This window comes from Candidatus Rickettsia kotlanii (assembly GCA_030295365.1).
In the GTDB taxonomy this organism is placed as follows: Bacteria; Pseudomonadota; Alphaproteobacteria; order Rickettsiales; family Rickettsiaceae; genus Rickettsia; species Rickettsia kotlanii.
Window position 1 is genome coordinate 20,001 of sequence record AP027062.1, and the last position, 26,237, is coordinate 46,237.

The window sequence follows — 26,237 nt, forward strand, 5'->3', positions numbered from 1 at the left end:
TATCTAGAATGCCACAATGTTCTTCGACTATTCTTTTAACTATAGCAAGCCCTACTCCCATACCTTTACTGCTGGTCGTAACATAGCTTTCGGTAGCTTTGCCTATTAGCTCAGGCGGGAATCCTTTACCGTTATCCGTTACAATAACACTAATAAAATCGTCTTTAGCATCTATAGTAACTTCTATTTTTCCGGATTCTCGTCCTTCTATTGACTCTTCTGCGTTTTTTAACAAATTGATCATAACTTGATTTATTTGGGTAGCATCACACATAAAATCAAATTGTTCTACGTTAGACTCAAATTTATATAAAATATTATCATTAAGTAATTTACGTGCTTCAACAATATGTTTAACTAAATAAACTAATTCACTCTCCGTAAATTTAGGAGCAGGAAGACGTGCAAAAAGAACAAATTCGGATACTATATTTTTAATATCGTTAGTATGGCGAATAATCATTTTTAAATAATTCTCAAATTCTACCCTTTCCTTAATTTCAGGGCTAAATTTCTTCAGTAATCTTTCAGAAGCAAGTAAAATAGGAGTTAACGGATTCTTGATTTCATGGGCTACTTTTTTTGCAACATCCGACCAAGCCATAGCCCTCTGTGCTATAACCAAATCACGCTGCTGGCGAGAAAGCTGCTTAATCATTCTATTAAATGTCACATAAAGCGTACCTATTTCGTCTTTATCTACTTCATTTTCAGGCACTTGTACCGTTAAATCGCCGTCTTTAACTTTATCGGTTGCAGTAACTAATTTTTTAATAGGTTTTACTATTTTAGCAGTAAATATAACCCCGAAACTTATAGCGACAAAAAGAAGTAATAAGGCAATAAAGATAAACATTATAGAGAACTTAATCTGTATACTATCTATTTCATTTTTAAGGCTATTATACTCGGCAGCTGCTCCGTTAGTTGCATCTACATGGTCGATAATTTTATTATCTACTAATCTACCGACTAATAAATACACATCATTATACTCTTTTAATTTAATCAGCATCCTTATTTTGGTTGGATCGGATTTTACTTCCACCGGTTCACCTAAATCCGCTTTTTTAATTAAATGTGCAGGGATAGTTGCAAATGATAATGAAAAACTTAAATAACTATTAGCTACTATAGTATTAGTAGATTTGTTTAAAACTATAGCCTCATCAAGCGAACGCATCTCTGCTTCAGTATTCAGTGTTTTAGTAAATAAAGCGGGATTGTGAATTAAATCGTAATACATATCGCTTAAATCTTCAGCAACAGCTAAAGCCGTTTCTTTTAGCTGTAATTTATGCTCGGCAATATAAGATTCTGCAACTATCACAGATTGATCAAGAACCGTAGAAATCTTCTTATCAAACCAAGCTTGAACACTAAGATTAAAAAAATAAACAGAAAATACCGAAACAATTATAGTTGGAATAGCTGCAACTAAACTAAAGGCAATTACAATACGATTTTGTAATTTAGAACTATCGTTATTATTATTTTTAGTAAAAAATTTTTGAGTTAGTAAAACACCTAAAATTAAAAAAATTGCTAAATCAACTAATAAAAATCCAATAATCGTACTAAAATTCTTTGATTCTAAAGATATCACAGAAAAAGTAGCACAAACAAAAATAATAGCTGCTGTTGCTAAAATAAAAATTAGTACTCTATTAGAAAAATAAGAATGTAAATTTTGTTTAAGATAACTAAGCATAGATACTGTTTATATGACCATAACAGTTTTTTATAACATAAAAAAAAGCTAATTGGAAATATTTCAAGTTTTAAGTACCTCATTGTCATTTCTGTAAAAGTGGGGTATTGTTGCACTGATTGTTTTTATGTCATTCCCGCGGAAGCGGGAATCCAGTCAAACATATAAAAACTTGTTTTTTATTATATTTATTTCATCAAACACGTAAAATTTTGTATGGCTATTTTTTAGATTCCTGCTTTCGCAGGAATGACATCTCGAACATTCGTACAAAACACATGGTCAAGCAACTAGATGACAATAAAAAAAGCTAGAAATATTAATATTTCTAGCTTTATATTTAGTATGCAAATTGCTTGAAATTTTATTCATCAAACATTTTTTTACGAGCAAATTTTCTCTGTCTTCTCGCTGCTTCTTGTGCTTTACGAACACGCTTCGCTGAAGGTGTTTCATAATAACGCTGTTCTTTCATCTTACGAAAATAAAGCTCTCTTTGTAGCTTTTTCTTAAAATTCTTAAGCGTATTATCACAATTACCGGCGTGAACATTTACAAGTATCACTAAAATTACTCTCCTTATAATAAAGATATTAGATATTGTGGTTTATTGAACTATACCCTATAATTAAATTATATGTCAAGGTTTAAAATATGAGCATTCAAGAAGAACACCTTATCAAAAAAATAAGCTTTGTGCAATCTTTATTAGAATTATTACCGTTTAATGAATGGAATAATAAACTACTCGAAGAAGCAGAAGAAAAATGTGGTTTTGCAAAAGGCTATAGCTTAATAGTTTTTCCAGAAGGTTTATCCGAAATAGTAGGATTCTTGGAAGAGTATTTAGATAAAATGATGCTAGAAAACTTAAAGATCATAGCAGAACCATTAAAAATAAGAGAAAAAATATCTTTAGCCGTAAAGATTAGGGTCAAAATCGTACTTCCTATTATGCATAGTAAGAATGCCGCTTATTTTGCATTAAACCCAATACAAGGAACTGAAGTTGCATTCCGTAGTTGTGATGCTATTTGGCGTTATGCCGATGATAAATCTCTTGATTTTAACTATTATACCAAAAGAAGCTTATTGCTCTCGGTTTATGTTTCATCTATTCTTTTCTATATCCAAGACGAATCAGAAAATTATATTGAAACCGATAAATTTATTGAGACTGCCGTAGAAAATATAGTAAAAACTTTCTCACAAATGAAAAAATTACTCGCCCCTTCAAATATTCCCATAGTTAGAATGTTTACGTAGATATGCTTAATGGGTAATATTAACTCCATATCAAATATAAAAGTGCTATGAAACTTATAAATAAAGTTAATAATAAATTACATTTAATCACTTGTCATAAGGCTGTAAAAGAAGCTCAAGCATTGTTTAAACAACATGGTTCTAAATCAGAATCATTTGTTGATGAATTTTTAAAGCAGAAATATCAAGAAGCGAATAAAGAAAATTCTAAATTTTAATTTGTAACCCAATAATGTCTTCTCATAACAATAATTCTTGATTCTTCTTCCTTGATGGCTTTACTTTTGCGGCAGAAAAAGGACAGGAAAAAAATTATCCGATATATACAGCAGACAAAGCTTGGGCTAGCTTACAATTAAGTTGCAATGTTGTTTTGATTCGCTAATTCATATAATATGAAAACTCAATTTAAAAAAGAATATTCTAATAAAGAACATGATAGAACATTAGTTAATAATCAAGTTATCCCTATAAGTTATTTCGGTGAAAATTCAAAAACACTGAAGATACTTTTCTCTAAACTTGCTAAAGCGTATAAAAATAATTTAGATCATCAAGAGAAGATAAATGATGACAAATATTATTCTTATAAAACAGAAAAGAAATATGTAGGTTTAAAAGAAATCTCCTATACCGAAGAACAACAATATTTAGAAAAAGAGCTTATAGAAAAAACTAAACAAATCAAGCCGAAGCTAATATTATATACTTATCCACCTAGGAAAAATATTTCTTTAGCAAAACCAATTTATATATCCAACTATTAAATTATAACGTATGTATAAGGCAAATTAAGGGCTATGAGCCAATTTATAAAAAAGCACAGATAGAGAAAGAGATGATAAAGAGCCGTACTATTACTAAATATAAGAATGTACCTAAGTATAAAGAGATTCAAGTGAAAAAATTTAACGAAGTAAAATATAATAAAGATATTAATAATATAAAGATAACAATAAAGAATTTAATATTTTAAAATATGTGATTTTCTAGCTCTTATGAAAACTATTAATTTAGAGCAAAAACAAAAGCTCCTATTAAATTTAAGTAATAAAGTAGCAAGTGATGCTAAAGCACAGTGCCTTAGCGATTTAACAAAATATACTAGAGTTGAAGTAACGTTTAAATATTTAAATGAAGAGCAGAAATATTTAGGATACGAAGCACAAATATTATCGGCTTATGAAGCTGAAACGATAGGTAGTAACGAATAGTGAAATGAATTGAGTTAGACAAAATTTCTATATCATCTTTTAATCTGTAATACACCTTATTACTTTCTTAAATACCTTAAAAATTCTTGTATTATGGCCTCTTTTGCATATAATTAAGATATTTTTAAAGATAATTTCTAAAATAATGACAAATACTAAATATTATCCTGAAGTTAGCTCGAATGCTGATTTTGCAGGCTTAGAGCGAGAGATACTAAAATTTTGGCAAGACAATAATATATTCCAAAAATCTATTGATGATAGGAACGAAGAGTCAGAATTTATTTTTTATGACGGCCCGCCTTTTGCAAACGGTTTGCCGCATTACGGTCATTTGCTTACCGGCTTTATCAAAGACGTATATGCTAGATATCAAACCGTAAAAGGTAAGAAAGTCGAGCGTCGCTTTGGCTGGGACTGTCATGGTCTTCCTGCTGAAATGCAATCAGAGAAAGAACTTGGCATTTCAGGGCGTCTTGCAATAGCTAATTTTGGTATAGAGAAGTTTAATGCACATTGCAGAGCTTCGGTAATGAAATATGCTAATGATTGGGAAGCATATATAACTCGTCAAGCAAGATGGGTGGATTTTAAAAATTCTTATAAAACAATGGATAAGAATTTTATGGAATCCATACTTTGGGCATTTAAGGAGTTATATAACAAGGGGTTATTGTATGAATCTGTGCGGGTAATGCCTTATTCATGGGCATGCGAAACACCGCTTTCTAATTTTGAAACAAGACTTGATAATTCTTATCGTGAGCGAGCCGATAAAGCTGTAACGGTGAGTTTTGTACTATGTCATCCCGTGGCTACGACCAAAGGATCTTTTAAAGAATACCGTATACTTGCTTGGACGACAACACCTTGGACATTGCCGTCAAATTTAGCCTTAGCAGTCGGTAGTGATATAGATTATGCATTAGTCCCTAAAAATGATGTTTGTTATATAATAGCTGCCTCTTCCGTCTCTAAATATGCTAAAGAATTAGGACTTAGCGGTGAAGAAAATTTTGAGATAATTAAAGGCGCAGAACTTCAAGGATTGAACTATAAATCTTTATTCAACTATTTCGAGAATCATCCAAACAGCTTCAAGATATTTGCAGGCGATTTCGTAGTTGAGGGTGACGGCACAGGAGTCGTACATATGGCTCCAGGCTTTGGTGAAGATGACCAAATACTTTGTGAATCGAAAGGTATTGAGCTTGTTTGTCCTGTTGATAATAGCGGTAAATTCACTAAAGAAATTCCTGATTTAGAGGGCTTACAAGTATTTGATTCAAATGACAAAATAATAATCAAACTGAAAGAGCAAGGAAATTGGCTAAAAACCGAGCAGTATATTCATAATTATCCTCATTGCTGGCGAACAGATACGCCTCTTATATATAAGGCTGTTCCGTCATGGTACGTAAAGGTTACGCAGTTTAAAGATAGAATGGTAGAGTTAAATCAGCAAATTAATTGGATACCTTCCCATATTAAAGATAATTTATTTGGTAAGTGGCTTGAAAATGCTCGTGATTGGTCGATAAGCCGTAATAGATTCTGGGGAACGCCGCTGCCTGTATGGAAGTCCGATGATCCAAAATATCCACGCATAGACGTTTACGGCTCTATAGAGGAATTAGAGAAAGATTTTGGTGTTAAAGTTACTAATTTACATCGTCCGTTTATCGATAAACTGACAAGACCAAATCCCAACGATCCAACCGGTAAATCAACAATGCGTAGAATAGAAGACGTGTTTGATTGCTGGTTTGAAAGCGGTTCAATGCCATATGGGCAAGTCCATTACCCTTTTGAAAATAAAGAGTGGTTTGAGGATCATTTCCCGGCTGATTTTATAGTTGAGTATTCAGCTCAAACACGCGGATGGTTTTATACTTTAATGGTGCTATCTACCGCTTTATTTGATCACCCACCGTTTTTAAATTGTATATGCCACGGCGTAATTTTAGACGCTACAGGTCAAAAACTTTCAAAGCGTCTTAATAACTACGCCGATCCGCTGGAGCTATTTGATAAATACGGTTCTGACGCTTTAAGAGTTACGATGTTATCTTCAAATGTTGTTAAAGGTCAGGAGCTATTAATTGATAAAGACGGCAAAATGGTATTTGATACGCTTCGTCTATTTATCAAACCTATATGGAATGCTTACCATTTCTTTACGATGTATGCTAATGCCGATTCGCTTAAAGGCGAGCTTAATTTTCGCTCTAAAAACGTACTTGATGTTTATATATTATCTAAACTTAAAATAGCCGTACAAAAAATTGAAGAAAGCTTAGATAATTTCGATACGCAAACAGCTTATCATACAGTTTCAGAATTTTTTGAAGTGTTGAATAACTGGTATATAAGACGAAGCCGAGCTAGATTTTGGAAAAGCGAAAAAGATACAGATAAGCAAAATGCTTATAATACTCTATATTCATGTTTAGACACCATGGCTATTGCGATGTCGGCACTAGTACCTATGATTTCGGAAGCGATATATAAAGGATTACGTCATTGTGAGGAGCGTAACAACATGGCACTCTCAGGAGAATCAAACGTCATTGCAAGGAAAGACACAAGTCTTGACAAAGCAATTTCAGGAGTATCTCATAAGATTGCCACGGCACTTTCAGTGCCGCGCAATGACGCGATTAGCGTACATCTCTGCAACTACCCTACTCTCTCAGACTTTGAAATAAATCACGAGCTGGTTGCTACTATGGATAACGTGCTTGATATTTGCAGTAATAGCCTATTTATCCGAAGCACTGAAAATATCAGGGTAAGACAGCCACTTGCTAGCATAGCTATTATCAGTAAACATAATAACAATCTCAAAGATTTTGAAGATTTAATTAAAGATGAAATTAATGTTAAGGCGGTCATTTATCGTGACGATCTAGAGAATTACGCAAGCAAGAAACTATCGATTAATTTCCCAATACTTGGTAAACGTTTGCCGCATAAAATGAAAGAGATTATAGCCGCTTCTAAAAAAGGTGAGTGGGAAGCTATCGCAGGCGGTTTAGCTATATGCGGTGCAACTTTAAATAGTGACGAATATAAGCTAGTTTTAGAGCCGTATTCACATATTAAAGGAGCAGCAAGTTTTGAGAATAATAGTAGCCTGTTAATACTTGATTTAGAGCTAACACCTGAGTTAATAGAAGAAGGATACGCAAGAGACATTGTACGCTTTATACAACAGGCTCGAAAAGATGCTGATTTCTCTATCACTGACAAAATTTTAATTGAGATAATAAGCGAGTTTGATTTATCTAAGATCATTGATAATTATGGAGACTTTATTAAAGAACAAACTTTAGGCGAGTTTGCTAAAAATTTCACGCCTGATTATGTAAGTAAAGTAGAATTAAAGAACCATCAAATACAACTTAAAGTTAAGAAATTGTAAATTTTTTTACTATCAATTAAGATATTGATAATTTACTTAGATTAATCTATAGTACGCACGCTATAAATTAATTTAAGGTAAATTATCATGCACAACTCTTCCACAGCTCCCGGGGGGTTTAAAAATTAAAAAAAGAAAATGTAATAACTCTTAGGGTATTTAAAACAATATTTTGATGCGTTTCATCCTAAAGACAGGACAGCATTAAATATAAGCAAATCTTTTTTAAAGCAATAAACGAAAATAAGCTTGAAGTAATTAAAAAATTTGTTAAAATACACGGTTTTGATGTTAATACTGAATATCGTTTTAACACACTATTAAGTACCATAAATTTAAAAAATAGAAAAGAAATTGCAAAGTATCTTTTATCTAAAAATGCTAATTTAGATGTAGCTCTAGAAATAGCAGTAATATACGGTAATTTAAATGCGGTAAAAACGTTATTAGATGCAGGGGCAAAGATTAACGGCAATCAAGATGTATCCACCTTTAATGCCTGCATCAGATCAGAACAAATAAAGCAAAAAATTTTCTAAATTCAAAAAACAACTATCTAAAGATTTACAAGATTTTGCAGAAATTAAAGCACTGTTAGAAGATTATTCTAGCGGGAAGAAAATTCCAATAAATACAAATACTGTGTAAAAGACGAGGGCTATGTTTCTGATTTTAAGGTTGAAACTGAAAAACCTAACACAGGCTCTAGGTTAGAACATATTCCTTCTAAATCAAGTATATTTCGTACTTTTGCCCTTGAGGGACTTGATGAAGAAACGTCTTTAGGCGGTGATATAAAAATATTTGATTCTGAGCTTTGATAATGTCATTCCTACAATAAGATTGCTTCATTGCCTACTCTTATGTCATTCCCACATATGCATTGTTGCGTGGACCAGTTCCCTAATTGTTACCCTGTGGCTTGTCCACAGGGTCTAGTTAAAAATACTAATATTATTAGTATTTTTAACTAGAATGCTTCATCAAAACTTACAATTTTTCCTCGCAATGACGACAACATCTCTTACATATTTATTAGATACATATATATTACCACGCAACATGAGAATTATATTTCGTGGTAATACATACTTTTTGATAAAAAAATCTAATCAAAATATGGAGGAACCATGGCTCATCCAAATCTTACGGAAGGAAATAATTATAAAGAAGCTATAGACATGTATAGTAAAATACATAAAAGCTCTAATTATTATAAGGAAAATTAATCTATTTTTGCTCTTCTTTGCTGCAAATTATAAGATTGTTTTGAAATAGGAACAACTATTACTACAAACATCTTATTAATTTTTGCTACAAAATATCTGAAAATATAAATAATTGAATTATTATTTACAGAACCTAGTATATCAAGCAAATTCTAATAATACCTGCCCTCTTACAACATTATCCTTTTCATTAACAAAAATTTTAGCTATTTTCCCGTCTCTTTCGGCAAGAATCAGGTTTTCCATTTTCATAGCAGTTAAAATCATAATTTCTTGTCCTGCCGTCACTTCCTGCCCTTCTTTCACCTTGATCACAGCAATCTGACCGCTTAGAGGAGCTTGTAGTTCGCAGCTTTCTTCTACCACTACCTTTGAGACCATCAACGCTTCAAGTTCTGATATACGAGGAGAACGTACAAAGGCTTTCACGCTAATACCGGCATGCGATAATAAATAACCGGTTCTGATATTCTCAATTTTTACATTTGTCTTTTTACCGTTAATTATAGCCGTAAAAAGCTCATTACCTAAATTCCAGTTACTACGAATATATATTCTATCGCTTTCGTGACGTATATTATAGCCGTCTTCAACAGGTGTAATTAATACGGGAAATAGTTTATCATCGATAGTTACTACCCACCTTGTACCTATTTTGTTAGCCTGATTGTTAATATTGCCAGAAATTAAAGAAGCACGTCTTTGCTCCGATATATAAATAAAAATAGCCGTTGCTAAAAATACGGTAGTTACTTCTGAAGTTAGACTAGCTCCGGAAAAACCGTCAGGATATTCTTCTTGAATAAAAGCAGTAGAAATATCGCCGCTAACAAAGCGTGGATGTAGTATTACCGCTTCTAAGAAACTGATATTATGAGCAATACCGTTAATTATATAAGAACTCAAAGCAGAATGCATTAGCTCAATTGCCTGCTTTCTTGTTTCACCGTAAGTACATAATTTTGCAATCATTGAGTCATAAAACATACTGACTTCACCGCCAAGCCCAATCCCTGTATCTATACGGATATTAGGACTCTTTGCAGGTTCGGAATAAGCTATAATTCTACCGCTAGAAGGTAAGAAACCTCGGCTTGGGTTTTCGGCACAAATTCGTGATTCAAATGCCCAACCTTTTAATTTTATGTCATCTTGCGTAAATGATAATTTCTCACCGGCTGCGATTTGTATCATCTCTTCAACGATATCTATACCGGTAATTAGCTCAGTAACAGGATGCTCGACTTGCAACCTAGTATTCATCTCTAAAAAATAGAAATTTTTATTGCTATCTACTATAAACTCAACAGTACCAGCCGAATAATATCCCACTTTTTGAGATAAGGATATTACCTGCCGATACATTTCTTGCCTTATATCTTCAGTAATAAAAGAACTTGGTGCTTCTTCAATTACTTTTTGATGGTGACGCTGTATTGAACATTCCCGCTCTCCAAGACATACACTATTGCCGTATTGATCGGCAATTAGCTGAATTTCGATATGACGGGGAGTTTGAATTAACTTCTCAATAAATAATCTATCATCACTAAAACTATTGGCTGCTTCAAGCTTGGCCGACTCAAAAGCATTGGCCATTTCAGCGGGATTATTCACCACCCTCATACCACGCCCACCACCGCCAGCAGCCGCTTTTACTATTACCGGAAAACCAATCTCTTTAGCAATATCTATAGCTTGTTTAACATCGTTTATAGTTCCCATGTAACCCGGCACGGTGCTAACTCCGGCTTCTATCGCTATCTTTTTTGCTTCGATTTTATCGCCCATTTTTTTAATAGTTCCGGCACTCGGTCCTATTAAAACGACACCTTCTCTTTTAAGAATATTGGCAAAATTTGGATTTTCTGATAAAAAACCGTAACCTGGATGTACTGCACTTGCGCCACTTTCACGAATCGCTGAAATAATATTTTTAATAGATAAATAACTTTCCGTTGCAGGGGAATCACCTATATAATAAGCCTCATCTGCATGCTGCACATACATTGAGTTTGTATCTGCTTCAGAATATACTGCAACCGACTTTATCCCCATCTTTTTTAAGGTACGTATTACCCTAACGGCGATCTCGCTACGATTAGCAATTAAAATTTTATCAAATAATGGTTTATTCATAGTTTTTTGTATCCTAATGTCATCCCGTGGCTTGACCACGGGGTCTTGTGTTACAGACTGTACCCTGAGACCCCGTGGTCAAGCTACGGGATGACAGCTAAAGCGGCAAATTATCATGCTTCTTCCAAGGCAGTTCTACTTTTTTAGTACGCAGGAAATTTAACGCCTTACATATTCGCCATCTAGTATTTTGCGGTCTTATAATATCATCCAAATATCCTCTAGATGCTGCAACAAAAGGTGAAGTTACTACTTTCCTATATTCATCGATTTTTTGTTTTTTAGCTTCAGGGTTTTTACATTCTTCCTTAAATATTATCTCAGCTGCTCCCTCCGCCCCCATAACAGCGATTTCCGAATTAAACCAAGCATAGTTTATATCGCCTCTAAGATGCTTGGAGTTCATAACTATATAAGCACCTCCATAAGCCTTACGGGTAATTACAGTAATCTTTGGCACTGTAGCTTCCGCATAAGCGTATAACAGCTTAGCCCCGTGTTTAATAATACCATCATGCTCTTGGGATGTACCAGGCAAAAATCCAGGTACATCAACAAGGCTTACTATAGGAATATTAAAAGCATCACAAAATCTAATAAATCTTGCTGCTTTTCTTGAGGCGTTTATATCTAAACATCCTGCTAAATGCAAAGGCTGATTAGCCACAAATCCTACCGGATAACCTTCCATATAACCAAAGCCAATAATGATATTCTTAGCAAAATCAGGTTGTAATTCAAAAAATTCTCCCTCATCAACGATACGCTCAACAAGTTCTTTCATATCATAAGGCTTATTAGGAGTGTTAGGTATTAACGTGCTAAGAGACATATCAACTCTATCGGCAGGATCAACAGTCGAACGAACAGGAAGAGGACTACGATTAGATGACGGGAGGAAATTAAAGAATTTACGAATTTCAAGCAATGCTTCTATATCATTGTTGAATGCAAGATCGGCAACGCCGCTTTTAGTGGTATGCATCCTAGCTCCGCCGAGCTTTTCTTGGCTTACTTCTTCACCCGTAACGGTTTTTACTACATCGGGACCGGTGACGAACATATAAGAACTATTCTTAACCATAAATATAAAATCGGTTAAGGCAGGAGAATATACCGCACCACCGGCACAAGGTCCCATAATTAAGGTAATTTGAGGGATGACACCTGACGCTAAAACATTACGCTGAAATAATTCACCGTATCCGGCCAGAGCATCAACCCCTTCTTGAATTCTTGCTCCCCCTGAGTCGTTAATACCGATTACGGGAGCACCGGTTTCTATAGCTTGATCGATAATATCGCAGATTTTCTTAGCATGATATTCGCCGAGAGAGCCGCCGAGCACGGTAAAATCTTGGCTATAAATAAATACCAACCTACCGTTTATCGTACCGTGTCCTGTTACAACGCCGTCACCTAAAAACTTTTTATCCTGCATCCCAAAATTATCGCATCTATGGGATACAAACATACCTGTTTCGGTAAAACTATTCGGATCTAATAATACTTCTATGCGTTCTCGTGCAGTTAACTTACCTTTTTGATGTTGTGCGTTGATCCTAGCTTCACCACCCCCTTGCCTTGCAATATTTCTTCTCTCATCCAGTAACTCAGGAGAGATTATATTACTTTGATTCATAAATTATTTATAGTTTTATTTTCCCAAGTATCCAATATAATATAATAATGCTACTGTGAAAAGATAATTATTTATGTCATCTACCAAAGATATCAAAGAAGCACCGAAAAAAGTCAAATCACCAGCTAAATTTGATAATTTATCAACTGCCTTAAAAAAGAATTTGCAAAGAAGAAAGAAAGTTAAAACGAAAGATACTACAAGCCAAGCTTTATCTGCATTACAAACAATAGTAAAACATTACACTGATTCTACGGACGAAAAAATTTCTTTTGTAGATGAATTAATAAAATCAAGACGCTTAGAAACAGAAAGTAAATAAGCACCACATTTGACATATTAATATAAATTGCTAATATTTGGGAAGTTTAGGTTTTATTGCATAGCTCGCTTATGTAATTCCCGCATAGGCGGGAATCTAGGGTAAAGCGAGATAAATCAAGTTTTTAGTTTTAAAAACTTACTGTATTTATATTTTTAATTACTGGATTCCTGTTTTCACAGGAATAACATAAGAGTCACCCAACAAATTGGCATTTAAAATATTTTATATCATGGATACAAACAAATTATATCTTTTCAAAGATAGACGATTTTTACCGAATTTTATAGTGCAGTTATGCGGTTGTCTTAATGATAATATATTAAAAAATGCTTTGGTAATCCTTATAACTTATGGTATTTCAGGAGCTTTAAGTAAATATAATAATCTACTTGTTTTAATTGCTAATGCTACTTTTGTATTACCTTTTATAATATTCGCAAGCATAGCAGGACAAATTGCCGATAAATATGAGCGTGCAAATCTTATTAAAATTATTAAGATTTGTGAAATCGGTATAATTGCCTTTGCAATTTACGGATTTCATCACAATAATCTGCTAATCCTGTTTTGTTCTATTTGCCTAATGGGTATACATTCTACTTTTTTCGGTCCAATCAAATATAGCGTATTACCTGATAACCTAAATAAAGATGAACTACTTGGAGCTAATGGCTTTGTTGAAGCCGGAACTTTTATCAGTATTTTTATCGGCACTATAATCGGTAGCTATTATACAATCAGCAATAATTTTATAATTTATTCCTTAATTACCATCGCTTTTCTTGGCTTTATTATAAGCCTTTTTGCACCAAAATCTAAAAATGCAAATCGTAATATTAAAATAAGTTTTAATATTATAGATGAAAGCATAAATATGATTAAATATGCTAAAGCAAAAAAACAGATATATTTAGCTATACTTGGTATTTCATGGTTTTGGTTTATCGGAGCTGCTATAATTTCTCAAATACCTTTACTTGCTAAGATAACTTTAAAAGCTGATGAGAATGTTGCTAATTTATTTTTAGCGGTTTTCTCGCTTGGTGTTGGGGGTGGTTCGTTTTTATGTAGCAAAATATTTGAAGATGAGATTACCGTTAAATATCTATTTATTTCAGCCCTAGGCATTAGTATTTTCGGTATTGATTTGTTCTTTGCAAGTAGAATTAGCTCAGTTAACTACGAACCTACTCAGCTAAAAAGTATTTTAGTATTTTTATCGAAAAGACATAATTGGCGAATAGTTATAGATTTATTGTTCTTAGCGGCAATAGGCGGATTATATATCGTTCCTCTTTTTGCGATATTACAGCATTACGCAAACCCTGCTCATCGTAGTCGCATTATTGCCGTTAACAATCTTATTAATTCCATTTTCATGGTGGGATCAACAATAATTCTATCTTTATTATTTTACCTAAATTTCACTATACCCTGGATTATATTATTTATTAGCCTAGCTAATATAATCGTTACTATACATATTTACCGTTTAATACCTGAAGTTAAAATTATTCCGTTTAAGCTATTGCGAAGAATATTCCAAATCTGTTTTGATCTTATGTATAAGGTTGAAGTTAAAGGATTTGAAAATTTTCAAAAAGCAGGTAAAAAAGTAGTAGTGGTCGCTAACCATATTTCATATCTAGATCCGCCGCTAATTGCTACTTACTTACGAGCCGAAATGACTTTTGCAATTAGTCCCGATATACAAAAAATATGGTGGATTAAACCGTTTTTACGTATGGCAAGAACTTTGCCGGTTGATCCAAGTAACCCAATGGCAATAAAGACTTTAGTAAAAGAAGTACAAAAGGATCAGAAAGTAGCAATTTTCCCTGAAGGTAGAATAAGCGTTACCGGCTCTTTAATGAAAATATACGAAGGACCGGGAATGATTGCTGATAAAGCCGGTGCTACCGTCTTACCGGTTAGAATAGATGGTACTCAATTTACTCATTTATCAAAATTAAAAAACATATTAAAAAGAAAAATATTTCCTAAAATTACTATAACCGTTTTACCGCCGGTAAAATTCGCTAATATGGATGCTGCAAGCAATCAAGAACGACGCAGTTATATATCTAGGACTCTTTATGATATCATGGCTGACATGATGTTTGAGAGTTCAGACTATAAAAATACTGTATTCTCATCTCTTATAGAAGCTGCTAAAATTCATGGATTTAAGAAAAAAATAGTTGATGATTTTGAAAAAAATGCGGTTACTTATCGAGATTTAATATTAAAATCTTTTATCCTAGGTGATTTAATCAAAAAGAATAATATCTTTGGCAGAAATTTAGGCTTAATGTTGCCTAATACTACGAATACGTTAATTACTTTTTATGCTATGCAATCTAGCGGTTATGTTCCTGCTATAATTAACTGGAGCAGTGGCATAAGTACTATTATTAACTCCTGTAAACTTGCACAAATTAAAGTAGTTTACACTTCAAAACAATTTATTGAGAAAGCAAATTTACATGAATTAATAACTAACTTATTAGATTTCGGTATTAAAATAATATATTTAGAAGATTTCAAAAATCAGATTGGTACAGCTCTAAAACTAAAAGCCAAAATAGGAAGTTATTGTGCCCAAACTTATTACAATTATTTTTGTCGTAATCGTGATGACGAAAAACCGGCAGTGATACTCTTTACTTCGGGTACTGAAGGTGAACCTAAAGCTGTATTATTATCTCACAGAAATTTACAAACTAATAGATATCAAATAACTGCTAAAGTACCTTTTAGCCCTGAAGATATAGTATTTAATGCACTACCGCTATTTCATTGTTTTGGTTTTAGTGGTGCAATTATTACAACTTTAAACGGGATTAAGCTGTTTCTATATCCTTCTCCACTACATTATCGTAGCATTCCTGAAGTTATATACGATATTGGAGCAACTATATTAATTTCTACCGATACTTTTTTAAATGGTTATGCTAATTATGCTCACCCATATGATTTTTACTCATTACGCTACATATTTGCCAGTAGTGAGAAATTAAAAGAATCTACAAGACAATTTTGGCTTAATAAGTACGGCATACGTATTTTTGAAGGATATGGGATTACAGAAGCCTCACCTATTATAGCTTGCAATACCCCTATGCATAATAAAGCAGGTACGGTAGGAAGATTATTACCGCAAATCGATTATAAGCTTGAGAAAGTAGAGGGAATAAATGAAGGGGGACGTTTATTCATTAAGGGTCCTAACATCATGCTTGGTTACTTGAACTTAGAAGGTCACCGTACTTATAAAGAATGGTATGATACAGGCGATATAGTCAAAATCGATTCTGAAGGATATATAACAATTTTAGGACGTTTAAAACGCTTTGCTAAAATAGCAAGGGAAATGATATCTCTTACAAAAATTGAAGAACTTGCAAGCGAAATTGATCCTGATTCCTTGCACTCTGCTATTTCTATTCCCGATAAAACGCACGGAGAAAAAATTATTTTACTTACTACCGGTTCCGATATAAATAGAGAGAACTTTGCAGATGCTGTATCTAAAGCTCAAATTTCTTTACTACATTTACCGGAAGTAATTATTACTGATTCAGAAATACCTCTACTTACAAGCGGCAAAATTGATTATCTTGAGATTATGAAAAACGTGGGTAGGTTCTAACGTCATTGCGAGCAACTGCAAGGCGCGTGGCAATCTCAGGAATCTTGCCTGAGATTTCTTCGTCGACGCCTATTACGTCTTCTCACAATGATGGGAAAAAACGCCACACACAACAACGCTGATCAAACCACGGGGCGACATTTATTTTTTCTTTTGACTACTATAGCAGCATTCAAAACTAATTTACAACACTTACCTAATAACTCTTGATCCTCCATAATTTCAGGTCAGTCACACCTTCCAATATGATAGAGTGACAAGTTTACCTTTACTTTGATATACAAATGACTCAGAACCGAAAGATTGAAAATATTCATAAGTGTTTAGGTCTGACTTAAAATATAATTCATTGCTCTTAATAACTCCTATCATAACACCATCCTTATCCACCAAACATTGCACGAACGGCTACTAAACCATATGGTTCTAACAACTCTTTGACATATTCAGTAAATTCATTTTTGTTCATAATAATTGCTTTAAATACAACAAACCATAAATAAACGTACCTAATATAATAAACAATGGAGTTAAAGGTAAATCAAAGTAGAAAGAGCTAAATGCGGCACAAAAATTAATAAATAAAGATACAAGAATTGATATTATAATCATCTGGGAGGGGCTATATGCTACAAACCGTGCAATCATTGCAGGAATCAGTAAAATAGCAGTTACCATAAGTACTCCGACAATCTTTATAGCAGAAAATATCGATAATGAGAGAAGAAGTAAAAATATTAGCTCAATAATATTAACCTTTAAGCCTTTTATGACGGCAATATCTCTATTGATAATGATAAGAAGAATTTGATTATAAAAATATACTATAAAGCCTATAATAGTTATTAGCACTATTGCAAGTATCATCAAATCATTAAAAGATATGGATAAAATATCCCCAAACAACAAATTCACTATATTATTCTGCAAAGAAGTAAAATAATTAATAACTAAAGCAACAGCTAGCATAAAGCTAGAAATCAAATTAATAACTGCGTTTTTTTCAGAATTATTTTTAAAAATAAACACAAAAAATGAAAAAAGCATTGCAACTATTATGCCTGAATATATTAATGGAACATGTGCTATAATACTTATGCTAGCCACTAAAAAACTACTATGAGCAAGCCCGTCACCGAAATAAATATATCTCTTCCATAAGGCAATGCAGCCAAGCGGGGCAAATATGCAGCTAATTAAAATTAATGCTAGTATTATTAAAGTCATCTGAGTATATTATATATGTTTGTTGTATAACCTCTTGTTATCCCGTGGCTTAACCACGGGATCTACTAAAGTTCTTAGGCTGGACTTATGGAGTTCGTGGTCAAGCCACGGGATGACATTGGAAAGAATCATAGACTATGTCTTCAATCGATAAAAAAGAATTAGAAAAATTTGAGAAAATTTCTCATAATTGGTGGAATAAGGACGGAGAATTTGGTATCTTACACCGAATAAACCCTATTCGCCTTGAATATATAATAGAGAAAATAACTACGCATTACAATAGACACCTTTCCAAACTTGCTTATAGAGAGGAATTTGTAGGAAACATGCAGCACAGCACCGCAGCATACATAGAAGTACGTGAGGATGCGAGCAGCGGACTGACGTACAAATTACCTCTAGAAGTAGAGTTTGAGAAGATGTCTAACGATATTTCTAAATTAGAAATATTAGACGTCGGTTGCGGTGGGGGGTTAATTGCAACGCCTTTAGCGGCTCAAGGTTTTAACGTTACAGCCATTGATGCACTGCAAAGTAATATTGAAACGGCAACTGCTTATGCTAAGGGAAACGGCGTAAAGATAAATTATTTACAGTCTACTATAGAAGAATTAGAAAGTGACCAACTATATGATGTGGTAATTTGTCTTGAGGTTATTGAACATGTAGAAAACGTACAGCAATTTATACTAAATTTGGTGAAGCATATTAAGCCAAACGGTATGGCAATAATTTCTACAATTAACCGTACTAAAAAAGCTTATATACTTGGAATAATAGTTGCCGAATATATTTTAGGTTGGGTACCAAAAAACACTCATGATTATAGCAAATTCCTAAAACCATTGGAAATTTACGAAATGCTTACGGATACCGAAATTGAAATTAAAGAGCTGAAAGGCTTGGTATATGATCTGGCTAAAAATGAATGGAAATTAAGCGATGATATAGATGTAAATTATTTTATGTGTTTGGGGAGAAAGAGTATGTGTTATCCTAACTAACTTGATCAGCCTTGTTGCATGAATACCGAATCGTCATTGCGAGCGACTGTAAGGAGTGTGGCAATCCAGAAAAATAATAAAAAATTCTCACTTTAACATTTTTTACTGGATTGCTACGTCAATTGCTATGCAATTTCCTTGCAATGACGCAAAAACTGATCCATACAACAAAGCTGACTTGATCACAGGATCCAGTTAAACATACTAAATATTACTAGTATGTTTAGTTGTTTTCTGGATACCGTGGTCAAACCACAGTATGACACAGTTCTTAGTATATATTTAAAAAAGATAATAAATGACTAATAGCGTAATTACTCGATTTGCTCCGTCACCAACGGGATTTTTACATATAGGTTCAGCAAGAACCGCCCTTTTTAATTATTTGTTCGCAAGGCATCATAACGGTAAGTTCTTGCTTCGCATTGAAGACACTGATAAAGAAAGGTCAACTAAAGAAGCGGTAGAAGCTATATTCTCAGGTCTAAAATGGCTAGGGCTTGATTGGAACGGTGAGGTTATATTCCAGTCTAAACGTAATAATCTTTACAAAGAAGCTGCACTAAAATTACTGCAAAACGGTAAAGCATATTATTGTTTTACTAGCCAAGAAGAAATAGAAAGACAGCGACAACAAGCTTTAGAAAATAAACAGCATTTTATTTTTAATAGCGAGTGGCGTGATAAAGATCCATCTATCTATCCTACTGATATTAAGCCGGTAATACGTCTCAAAACTCCAAGAGAGGGTAGCATAACAATTCATGACACCTTACAAGGTGAGGTAGTAATTGAAAACTCTCATATAGACGATATGGTACTATTAAGAGCAGACGGCACTGCTACTTACATGCTAGCCGTTGTAGTAGACGATCATGATATGGGTATAACTCATATTATTAGAGGTGACGATCATTTAACCAATGCAGCAAGACAACTCGCTATTTATCAGGCTTTCGGATATGCAGTACCGAGCATGACCCATATACCGTTAATTCATGGAGCAGACGGAGCAAAATTATCCAAAAGGCATGGAGCATTAGGCGTTGAAGCTTATAAGGACATGGGATATTTACCGGAAAGTTTATGTAATTATTTACTGCGTCTTGGATGGAGTCACGGCGACGATGAAATTATCTCAATGACTCAGGCTATAGACTGGTTTAATCTTGATTCACTTGGTAAATCACCTTCTAAGCTTGATTTTGCCAAGATGAATAGCCTTAACGCTCATTACTTAAGAATGCTTGACAATGATAGCTTAACTTCAAAGACTGTAGAGATATTAGAACAAAATTATAATAAACTTCTTCGGAAGCTCGCTTATAGGAAGGAATTGGAAGGGAACACGGAACACAGCACCGCAGCGTATATAGACATACGTGAGGACGCGAGTACCGGATTGACGTACAAATTACCCCTAACAGTAGAGTTGCCAAAGAAGTTTAAGGTTAGTGAGCAGGAAATAGGCTATATCAAACAAGCAATGCCAAGCTTGTTAGTTAGAAGTGCGACATTACTAGAACTAACACGCCTTGCTCAAATTTATCTAGTAGATTCGCCTATCATCTACAACCAAGATTCAAAAGAAATTATAGAAAATTGCGATAAGAATTTAATCAAACAAATTATAGAAAACTTAAGCGAACTTGAGCAGTTTGATAAGGAATCCGTACAGAATAAATTTAAAGAAATAGCAGCAGCAAACGACTTAAAGCTGAATGACATTATGAAACCGGTAAGAGCTTTAATAACAGGTATGACTGCATCACCTAGTGTATTTGAGATTGCAGAAATTTTAGGAAAAGAAAATATTTTAAAAAGGTTAAAAATTATATGAAAGATTGTATAAAAAAAATTGCTTTTGTTTTTAGTGGATTATTTATAATAACCAGCACTTTTGTTTTGTATAGCATAGGAAATGTCAACGCATCAACAGCACCAAAAAAGTACGGAGCTTGGACTTTAAATTGTACTCTTAATAATGAGAAAAAACAACTTTGCTTCTTATCACAACAAATTAACAATCTAGAGACAGATAAGGAAAAGGAAATATTAGCCATTTATCACATAGGTTATTTCAATGGGGAACAAGAAGAACAGGAATTAAAAATAATAGAAATAGTCCCGTCAAATGTTCAAATTCCGGCAGGTACAATTATTAATAGCGGTGACAAACGAATAGCAGCCGGAAAATACGTAAATTGTACAGTAAACGGCTGTCAGGCTTTAGCTATTATTACAAAAGACGATCTAGACATGATTTTATCAAACGATAATTATATAGAACTAATTACCGCAGACGGCAAACAAGCTAAAATTTCATTTATAAAAGACGGCTTAAAGGAAGGCCTAAAAGCTTTAAGTAGAAGTAATGCAAGGATTTAAGCTTTGTTGCGTGGATACTAAACCGTCATTGCAAGCAACTGAAAGAAGCTTGGCAATCTCAAGATTTTGGTCTGAGATTGCTTTGTCAAAATTTTCAATTTTTCCTCGCAATGACGACTTGGGTATCCGCACAACAAAGCTTTGAGTCGCTTAGCGCATAACCATTCGCTACTAAGTTGCTTTAAAGCTTAATTAAGCATTGTGATGATGGTTCCCATGTCCAGGTCCTTCACTGCCTAAACTTGCTTCATATTCAAGAACCTATGATTGATGAAATACTATGCCAGTATCAGCGACTATCCATCTTTCTAAAAGAACGCGAAATCCTGCTTCTCTTTCCGGAAGAATTATTGAGTAATCCGTAGAAAGATGATCAGTGATCACATATGTATAACCACGTGTTTTATGTGCCATGGTATAATCCCAATGTATATCTCACCGGCTTTTACTTTATGAACATGATGGTACTTGCTTCCATCTCTCCAATCAAATGTTTTGTCAGATGAAAATTGTCACATTTCTGCATAAGAATTTTTCCCTCCTTCCATCTCATTTTTCTGTGAGCTATCCTTTAACAACTTTAATTCTTCACAAACTCAAGCCATTGTCTTCGGTAAGGTTACTGCCCCATAATATGGGGGAATACCTAAGACATGCAAAAATTTCTTATCGTACTCTACTTTATTAGGAGCTATTTTGTGATCAACTAGTTTTTTAGTCATAATTTACCCTTAATTTAAATTGTATTGCAATATATAAAAATAGATTAAATAATAATCTATCTTTACAATTAACAATGCTTACTAAATTTTTAATACATTACCAGAAGTTATAAACCACTAAAGTGAAAAAAATATTTGAGAATAAATAAAAAATGCTTTTCTTTTTATTAAGTTTTACTTAAGACACTAGCTATTATTATAGTAATATATTCAATTTATCATGTTAACAAAAATTAATATTAATGTAATGTAACTGTGTAAAAAATCACCAAAATATAATCCTATTTAAAAATCAAGATATAGTTTAACTTGTGCTTAACTATTGATTATCAATAAATTTAAAAAACAAATATTATGTTTTGCTAAAATCTTATTAATTTTCTTATAAAAATATTTTATACTAATTGTATGCATATACTCCTTTTAAAAGAAGTTTAAATAATTAGTAGGTTTATGGAAGATATTGATATTTGGCAGAAAAAAATTTGAGGAAGGTCTTTATTATACTTATAAATATCATGTTGCTCAAATGTGTCAATCAGGGAAGCCTATTATTCTCATCCTATAGAAGCTGCAATCATGCTTGCAGATTTTACAGCTCTTGAAGAGCCTAAACTTTGCAAATCATATATGATAAATGTTGCCCTTCTTCATGATACTACAGAGGATATAATACTTACAACATACTGATATTAGCAAAATTTTTGATAAGAATATTACCAATAGCGTAGAACGTTTAACAAGAATTAAGCCGTACGGTAAAATTAGCTCCGGTGAAATGTTAAATTTATTAACCCAAGAACAAAGATATGATATCGCACTTATTAAAGTATTTGATCGCCTACATAATTTACAAACTTATAAATGCTAAATCTACGGACAAGGTTTTAGAAACAGTAAAAGAAACTATAGCAAGCTTCTTACTCATAGCAAAAGCAATATTTCAAAAAGTTGGTTTACGCAATTTCTTTTTTCAACTTCAAAATAATACAAAATAAAAAAATAAATTAAATTTGTACCCAAGATAGAAGCCGTCTTTCATCTTGGACATTCATTATTTCAACCTTTTTCCTAAAGGAGTAGGCATATACTTTAGAAAAAAAGAAGTGTATACCAGCTAAAAACTATTTTTATATTTCAGCTTCACTGCTCTCTGCATGATAATGCATCTTATGATCACGTATTTGTACCTCTATTTTATCATTATCCTCAGTTATGATAATAGTATGCAAAGATTGATAGCCGTTTGGTTTAGGATTAAGAATATAATTTTTAAATTTATCCTTTTCATACTCATAAAGATCATGAACTACTTTTAAAGCTTTATAACATTTCTCTTCATCTATTACCACTATGCTTATCACAAAAATATCTGTTAATTCTTCTAACTTTATACCGTTACGATATAATTTATATAAAATTGATATTGGATGTTTGATCCTACCTGTTATTTGAGCAGCAATATCATGTTTAGATAAATTATGACTTAAATGTTTAATAACCCTTTGAAGCAAAACTACCTCATTTATACTAATCCAGTTAATAGTTATACTTACGAATAACTAAACACCAATTAAAGCAATAAATTTGATTAAGTTCTATTAATATTTCTAATTAATTTGCTATTTTTAGTAAATATTAATAAAACCCAGCTTTAATTAATATTAATAGGAAAAACTAAGTTTGTGGCGAGCTTCGCGCTACCCTATTATTTTATTTTTTATCCTAAATTCACATTACTTAGACTGCTTTTAGAACCTAATTTTTTAAGTTTGATATATAAATTTTAGTCTTTCTTAATTGTATAAATTATAAGATTTTTTAAAATAAGAATAGTAATTTTTCTAAAACCTTACTAATTTTAGTTAGCATAGTTTAACCGACCAAAAGCTAGAAACAGTTATTACTAATTTCTTAAATTAAACGAATATATATATTATAGATTAACCTTGCCTATAACTGCAACAAGAAATCTATTCTTAATAATTAAAGCGTAAAACCGCTTTAAACCTTTCGATCATCCTATATAAGGCTGTGAACAAAATAACTTTAATTGATAATTAAAGAGATTTTTAAACAAAAATTAAATCTTATAATTTGCAGCTAAAAAGAATTTAATGAGCTTTAAAATTACTTTGTTAACAGTCCCATAGGATAAATACCAAAGGTTGAGCTATTATAATTAATTAAAAAATACTTGCAAGAAATCCTATATTTTATTTTTTGAGGAAGAGTTTTATTACAAAGTTTATTTTCAAATTAAGCAAAGAATCGCTTTAAAACCCATTTGTTGCATAAATCAGTTTTTCAGTGCCCTTACTCGACTTAATAATGTGTTGTACTGCACATTGTTAAAATCGTCATTGCAGAGCAGACATTGTCTGCGTAGCCCAGTTTCTTAATTGTCATCCTGCAAGCTTGTAGCAGGATCCAGTTTAAAATGCTAATATTATATTTTTAGTTGAGTTGTCTTCTGGATACCGTGGTTAAACCACGATATGACATTGAACAGGTTTTGCAGTCCACGCAACAATGCCTCTTTACAATGAAGGAAATGAGCAACACAACAAAACAGGTTTATTAGATCTATTGCATAACCTATCTTATAAGAAATATAGACTTAGAAATCCATACCGCCCATACCGCCCATACCGCCACGCATTGGCATTGGCTCTGCCTTATCAGAAGGTTCATCAACAATTAAAGCTTCCGTGGTAATAATTAACGAAGCAACAGAAGCAGCATCTTGAAGCGCGGTACGCACTACTTTAGCCGGATCAATAATTCCTGCTTTAATCATATCAACATATTGCATATCTTGAGCATTAAAACCATAATTTTTATCCTTATGTTCTAGTAATTTACCAACTACTACGCCACCGTTTTCACCGGCATTTTCAACAATCTGTTTTAGCGGATCTTTTAAAGCTTCTATTACTATTTCAATACCTGCTTGTTGATCCTTATTCTCTACTTTAAGCTTTGTTAAAGGTTGTGATGCATGAAGTAATGTTACACCGCCACCGGCAACAACACCTTCCTCAACTGCCGCTCTTGTAGCAGCAAGTGCATCTTCAACACGATCTTTACGCTCTTTCACTTCAACTTCCGTAGCACCGCCAACCTTTAATACGGCAACACCACCGGAAAGTTTAGCTAAACGCTCTTGTAGTTTTTCTTTATCATAATCAGAAGTAGTTTCAGCTATTTGAGATTTAATTTGTAATACTCTATCTTCAATATTTTTCTTATCACCGTTACCGTCAACAATTATGGTATTTTCTTTAGAAATTGTTACTCTTTTTGCCGTCCCTAGACTCTTAATACTCACATTTTCAAGCTTCATACCTAAATCTTCAGTAATAAGCTCACCTTTAGTTAGGATAGCAATATCTTCCATCATTGCTTTTCTTCTATCGCCGAAACCGGGAGCTTTTACTGCCGCAACTTTTAAACCACCACGTAATCTATTGACTACAAGCGTTGCAAGAGCTTCGCCTTCAACATCCTCAGCAATAATTAATAGCGGACGTTGTGATTGTACTACAGCCTCAAGTATAGGTAACATTGGTTGTAAATTTGATAATTTTTTCTCAAATATTAAGATGAAAGGATTTTCAAGCTCAGCAACCATTTTCTCAGAATTTGTTACAAAATATGGTGATAGATAACCTCTATCAAACATCATACCTTTAACTACTTCAACATCGAAACTAAAATTCTTTGCTTCTTCAACAGTTATCACGCCTTCCTTACCAACTTCTTCCATTGCCTTGGCAATTTTCTCACCGATTTCCTTATCACCGTTTGAAGAGATAGTACCGACTTGTGCGATTTCCTCTTGGCTATTGATTTTTTTACTGGATTTTTTAATTTCTTCTACTACTGTGTTTACCGCTAAATCCATACCACGCTTTAAATCCATAGGATTATAACCGGCAGCTACTAGCTTATTACCCTCACGAGCCAAAGCTCTAGCAAGTACCGTAGCTGTAGTAGTACCATCACCGGCTACTTCTGCAGCTTTTGTAGCAGCGGATTTTAATAGCTGAGCTCCCGCATTTCTAATTTTATCTTTTAACTCGATCGATTTTGCAACTGTCACACCGTCTTTGGTAATTTTTGGTGAACCGAATGATTGCTCGATAAGTACATTTCTGCCTTTTGGACCTAAAGTAACTTTTACTGCATCTGCAAGTATATCAATACCTTCTAGCATTTGCTCACGAGCTTTTGAGCCGTGTTTAATAAGTTTTGTTGTCATATTTAATTTCTCCTTAAAATAAATAAA

At 33.1% G+C, this 26,237-nt stretch carries 21 protein-coding genes (1 of these 21 only partly in view); 12 read left to right on the forward strand and 9 right to left on the reverse strand.

The window, feature by feature from the left end:
- Together QUD19_RS00115 and rpsU are read right to left on the reverse strand one after the other, a co-directional pair.
- Nucleotides 1–1,711, reverse strand: partial view of a sensor histidine kinase NtrY-like gene (locus tag QUD19_RS00115; protein WP_498808111.1) — the 5' portion only. The gene continues 89 nt to the left of window position 1, outside the view; 1,711 of the gene's 1,800 nt are visible here — the first part of the coding sequence; the start codon lies at nt 1,709–1,711; its stop codon lies off the left edge, out of view.
- A gap of 364 nt (nt 1,712–2,075) precedes the next feature.
- Nucleotides 2,076–2,276, reverse strand: a complete 201-nt coding sequence (gene rpsU / locus QUD19_RS00120) for a 30S ribosomal protein S21 (protein ID WP_012148483.1) — start codon at nt 2,274–2,276, stop codon at nt 2,076–2,078.
- 89 nt (nt 2,277–2,365) lie between these two features.
- Here rpsU and QUD19_RS00125 point away from each other — a divergent pair, with 89 nt between their 5' ends.
- From QUD19_RS00125 to QUD19_RS00155, 7 genes are all read left to right on the forward strand, one after another.
- Entirely contained in the window at nt 2,366–2,977 is a 612-nt protein-coding gene (locus QUD19_RS00125) for a COQ9 family protein (protein ID WP_498808112.1), read from the forward strand.
- Between the two features lie 47 nt (nt 2,978–3,024).
- A complete protein-coding gene (locus tag QUD19_RS00130) occupies nt 3,025–3,195 on the forward strand; it encodes a hypothetical protein (protein WP_498808113.1) in 171 nt (56 codons plus the stop codon).
- 177 nt (nt 3,196–3,372) lie between these two features.
- Nucleotides 3,373–3,744, forward strand: a complete 372-nt coding sequence (locus QUD19_RS00135) for a hypothetical protein (RefSeq protein WP_498808114.1) — start codon at nt 3,373–3,375, stop codon at nt 3,742–3,744.
- A gap of 71 nt (nt 3,745–3,815) precedes the next feature.
- Nucleotides 3,816–3,953 carry a hypothetical protein gene (locus QUD19_RS00140; RefSeq protein WP_498808115.1) on the forward strand — a complete coding sequence of 46 codons (138 nt, stop codon included), beginning with the start codon at nt 3,816–3,818 and terminating at the stop codon, nt 3,951–3,953.
- A gap of 22 nt (nt 3,954–3,975) precedes the next feature.
- Nucleotides 3,976–4,191 carry a hypothetical protein gene (locus tag QUD19_RS00145; RefSeq protein WP_498808116.1) on the forward strand — a complete coding sequence of 72 codons (216 nt, stop codon included), beginning with the start codon at nt 3,976–3,978 and terminating at the stop codon, nt 4,189–4,191.
- Between the two features lie 145 nt (nt 4,192–4,336).
- Nucleotides 4,337–7,615, forward strand: coding sequence for an isoleucine--tRNA ligase (gene ileS, locus QUD19_RS00150; protein WP_498808117.1), 3,279 nt, complete (start codon nt 4,337–4,339; stop codon nt 7,613–7,615).
- Between the two features lie 275 nt (nt 7,616–7,890).
- Nucleotides 7,891–8,154: an ankyrin repeat domain-containing protein gene (locus tag QUD19_RS00155; protein ID WP_498808638.1), complete on the forward strand. Its 264-nt coding sequence runs from the start codon at nt 7,891–7,893 to the stop codon at nt 8,152–8,154.
- 831 nt (nt 8,155–8,985) lie between these two features.
- Here the strand turns inward: QUD19_RS00155 and QUD19_RS00160 are convergent.
- The gene (locus tag QUD19_RS00160) at nt 8,986–10,983 is read right to left on the reverse strand and encodes an acetyl-CoA carboxylase biotin carboxylase subunit (RefSeq protein WP_498808118.1); all 1,998 of its coding nucleotides are present in this window, start codon (nt 10,981–10,983) and stop codon (nt 8,986–8,988) included.
- A 97-nt stretch (nt 10,984–11,080) separates the two neighbouring features.
- Entirely contained in the window at nt 11,081–12,625 is a 1,545-nt protein-coding gene (locus tag QUD19_RS00165) for an acyl-CoA carboxylase subunit beta (protein WP_498808119.1), read from the reverse strand.
- Between the two features lie 73 nt (nt 12,626–12,698).
- Here QUD19_RS00165 and QUD19_RS00170 point away from each other — a divergent pair, with 73 nt between their 5' ends.
- Both QUD19_RS00170 and QUD19_RS00175 read left to right on the forward strand, forming a co-directional pair.
- Nucleotides 12,699–12,947 carry a hypothetical protein gene (locus QUD19_RS00170; protein WP_498808120.1) on the forward strand — a complete coding sequence of 83 codons (249 nt, stop codon included), beginning with the start codon at nt 12,699–12,701 and terminating at the stop codon, nt 12,945–12,947.
- Between the two features lie 232 nt (nt 12,948–13,179).
- Nucleotides 13,180–16,602, forward strand: coding sequence for an acyl-[ACP]--phospholipid O-acyltransferase (locus tag QUD19_RS00175; RefSeq protein WP_498808121.1), 3,423 nt, complete (start codon nt 13,180–13,182; stop codon nt 16,600–16,602).
- Nucleotides 16,603–16,833: 231 nt separating this feature from the next.
- On the opposite strand, the gene QUD19_RS00180 is transcribed toward QUD19_RS00175, so the two are convergent.
- Nucleotides 16,834–16,974, reverse strand: a complete 141-nt coding sequence (locus tag QUD19_RS00180; protein WP_498808122.1) for a hypothetical protein — start codon at nt 16,972–16,974, stop codon at nt 16,834–16,836.
- Between the two features lie 93 nt (nt 16,975–17,067).
- Complete coding sequence (locus QUD19_RS00185) at nt 17,068–17,829, reverse strand: metal ABC transporter permease (protein WP_498808123.1); 762 nt, start codon at nt 17,827–17,829, stop codon at nt 17,068–17,070.
- A gap of 137 nt (nt 17,830–17,966) precedes the next feature.
- On the opposite strand from QUD19_RS00185, the gene ubiG reads away from it, so the two are divergent.
- The 3 genes from ubiG to QUD19_RS00200 all read left to right on the forward strand — a co-directional run bounded on the left by ubiG (nt 17,967) and on the right by QUD19_RS00200 (nt 21,224).
- The gene (ubiG, locus tag QUD19_RS00190; RefSeq protein WP_498808124.1) at nt 17,967–18,836 is read left to right on the forward strand and encodes a bifunctional 2-polyprenyl-6-hydroxyphenol methylase/3-demethylubiquinol 3-O-methyltransferase UbiG; all 870 of its coding nucleotides are present in this window, start codon (nt 17,967–17,969) and stop codon (nt 18,834–18,836) included.
- A 298-nt stretch (nt 18,837–19,134) separates the two neighbouring features.
- On the forward strand, nt 19,135–20,676 hold the full coding sequence (gene gltX / locus QUD19_RS00195; RefSeq protein ID WP_498808125.1) for a glutamate--tRNA ligase: 1,542 nt from the start codon (nt 19,135–19,137) through the stop codon (nt 20,674–20,676).
- A complete protein-coding gene (locus QUD19_RS00200; protein WP_498808126.1) occupies nt 20,673–21,224 on the forward strand; it encodes an invasion associated locus B family protein in 552 nt (183 codons plus the stop codon). The genes gltX and QUD19_RS00200 overlap by 4 nt, the downstream gene beginning before the upstream one ends.
- Nucleotides 21,225–21,820: 596 nt before the next feature.
- On the opposite strand, the gene QUD19_RS00205 is transcribed toward QUD19_RS00200, so the two are convergent.
- From QUD19_RS00205 to groL, 3 genes are all read right to left on the reverse strand, one after another.
- The gene (locus tag QUD19_RS00205; protein ID WP_498808127.1) at nt 21,821–21,946 is read right to left on the reverse strand and encodes a hypothetical protein; all 126 of its coding nucleotides are present in this window, start codon (nt 21,944–21,946) and stop codon (nt 21,821–21,823) included.
- 1,130 nt (nt 21,947–23,076) lie between these two features.
- Nucleotides 23,077–23,460 carry a RelA/SpoT-related domain-containing protein gene (locus QUD19_RS00210; protein ID WP_498808128.1) on the reverse strand — a complete coding sequence of 128 codons (384 nt, stop codon included), beginning with the start codon at nt 23,458–23,460 and terminating at the stop codon, nt 23,077–23,079.
- Nucleotides 23,461–24,566: 1,106 nt separating this feature from the next.
- The gene (gene groL / locus QUD19_RS00215; protein ID WP_498808129.1) at nt 24,567–26,210 is read right to left on the reverse strand and encodes a chaperonin GroEL; all 1,644 of its coding nucleotides are present in this window, start codon (nt 26,208–26,210) and stop codon (nt 24,567–24,569) included.
- Between the last annotated feature and the right edge of the window lie 27 nt (nt 26,211–26,237).

Bases quoted from the DNA above. Each gene is read 5' to 3' on its own strand.
- QUD19_RS00125 (WP_498808112.1), top strand. From the start codon at position 2,366: ATGAGCATTCAAGAAGAACACCTTATCAAAAAAATAAGCTTTGTGCAA.
- QUD19_RS00130 (WP_498808113.1), top strand. From the start codon at position 3,025: ATGAAACTTATAAATAAAGTTAATAATAAATTACATTTAATCACTTGT.
- QUD19_RS00135 (WP_498808114.1), top strand. From the start codon at position 3,373: ATGAAAACTCAATTTAAAAAAGAATATTCTAATAAAGAACATGATAGA.
- QUD19_RS00140 (WP_498808115.1), top strand. From the start codon at position 3,816: ATGATAAAGAGCCGTACTATTACTAAATATAAGAATGTACCTAAGTAT.
- QUD19_RS00145 (WP_498808116.1), top strand. From the start codon at position 3,976: ATGAAAACTATTAATTTAGAGCAAAAACAAAAGCTCCTATTAAATTTA.
- ileS (WP_498808117.1), top strand. From the start codon at position 4,337: ATGACAAATACTAAATATTATCCTGAAGTTAGCTCGAATGCTGATTTT.
- QUD19_RS00160 (WP_498808118.1), bottom strand. From the start codon at position 10,983: ATGAATAAACCATTATTTGATAAAATTTTAATTGCTAATCGTAGCGAG.
- QUD19_RS00165 (WP_498808119.1), bottom strand. From the start codon at position 12,625: ATGAATCAAAGTAATATAATCTCTCCTGAGTTACTGGATGAGAGAAGA.
- QUD19_RS00170 (WP_498808120.1), top strand. From the start codon at position 12,699: ATGTCATCTACCAAAGATATCAAAGAAGCACCGAAAAAAGTCAAATCA.
- QUD19_RS00175 (WP_498808121.1), top strand. From the start codon at position 13,180: ATGGATACAAACAAATTATATCTTTTCAAAGATAGACGATTTTTACCG.
- QUD19_RS00180 (WP_498808122.1), bottom strand. From the start codon at position 16,974: ATGATAGGAGTTATTAAGAGCAATGAATTATATTTTAAGTCAGACCTA.
- QUD19_RS00185 (WP_498808123.1), bottom strand. From the start codon at position 17,829: ATGACTTTAATAATACTAGCATTAATTTTAATTAGCTGCATATTTGCC.
- ubiG (WP_498808124.1), top strand. From the start codon at position 17,967: ATGTCTTCAATCGATAAAAAAGAATTAGAAAAATTTGAGAAAATTTCT.
- gltX (WP_498808125.1), top strand. From the start codon at position 19,135: ATGACTAATAGCGTAATTACTCGATTTGCTCCGTCACCAACGGGATTT.
- QUD19_RS00200 (WP_498808126.1), top strand. From the start codon at position 20,673: ATGAAAGATTGTATAAAAAAAATTGCTTTTGTTTTTAGTGGATTATTT.
- QUD19_RS00205 (WP_498808127.1), bottom strand. From the start codon at position 21,946: ATGACTAAAAAACTAGTTGATCACAAAATAGCTCCTAATAAAGTAGAG.
- groL (WP_498808129.1), bottom strand. From the start codon at position 26,210: ATGACAACAAAACTTATTAAACACGGCTCAAAAGCTCGTGAGCAAATG.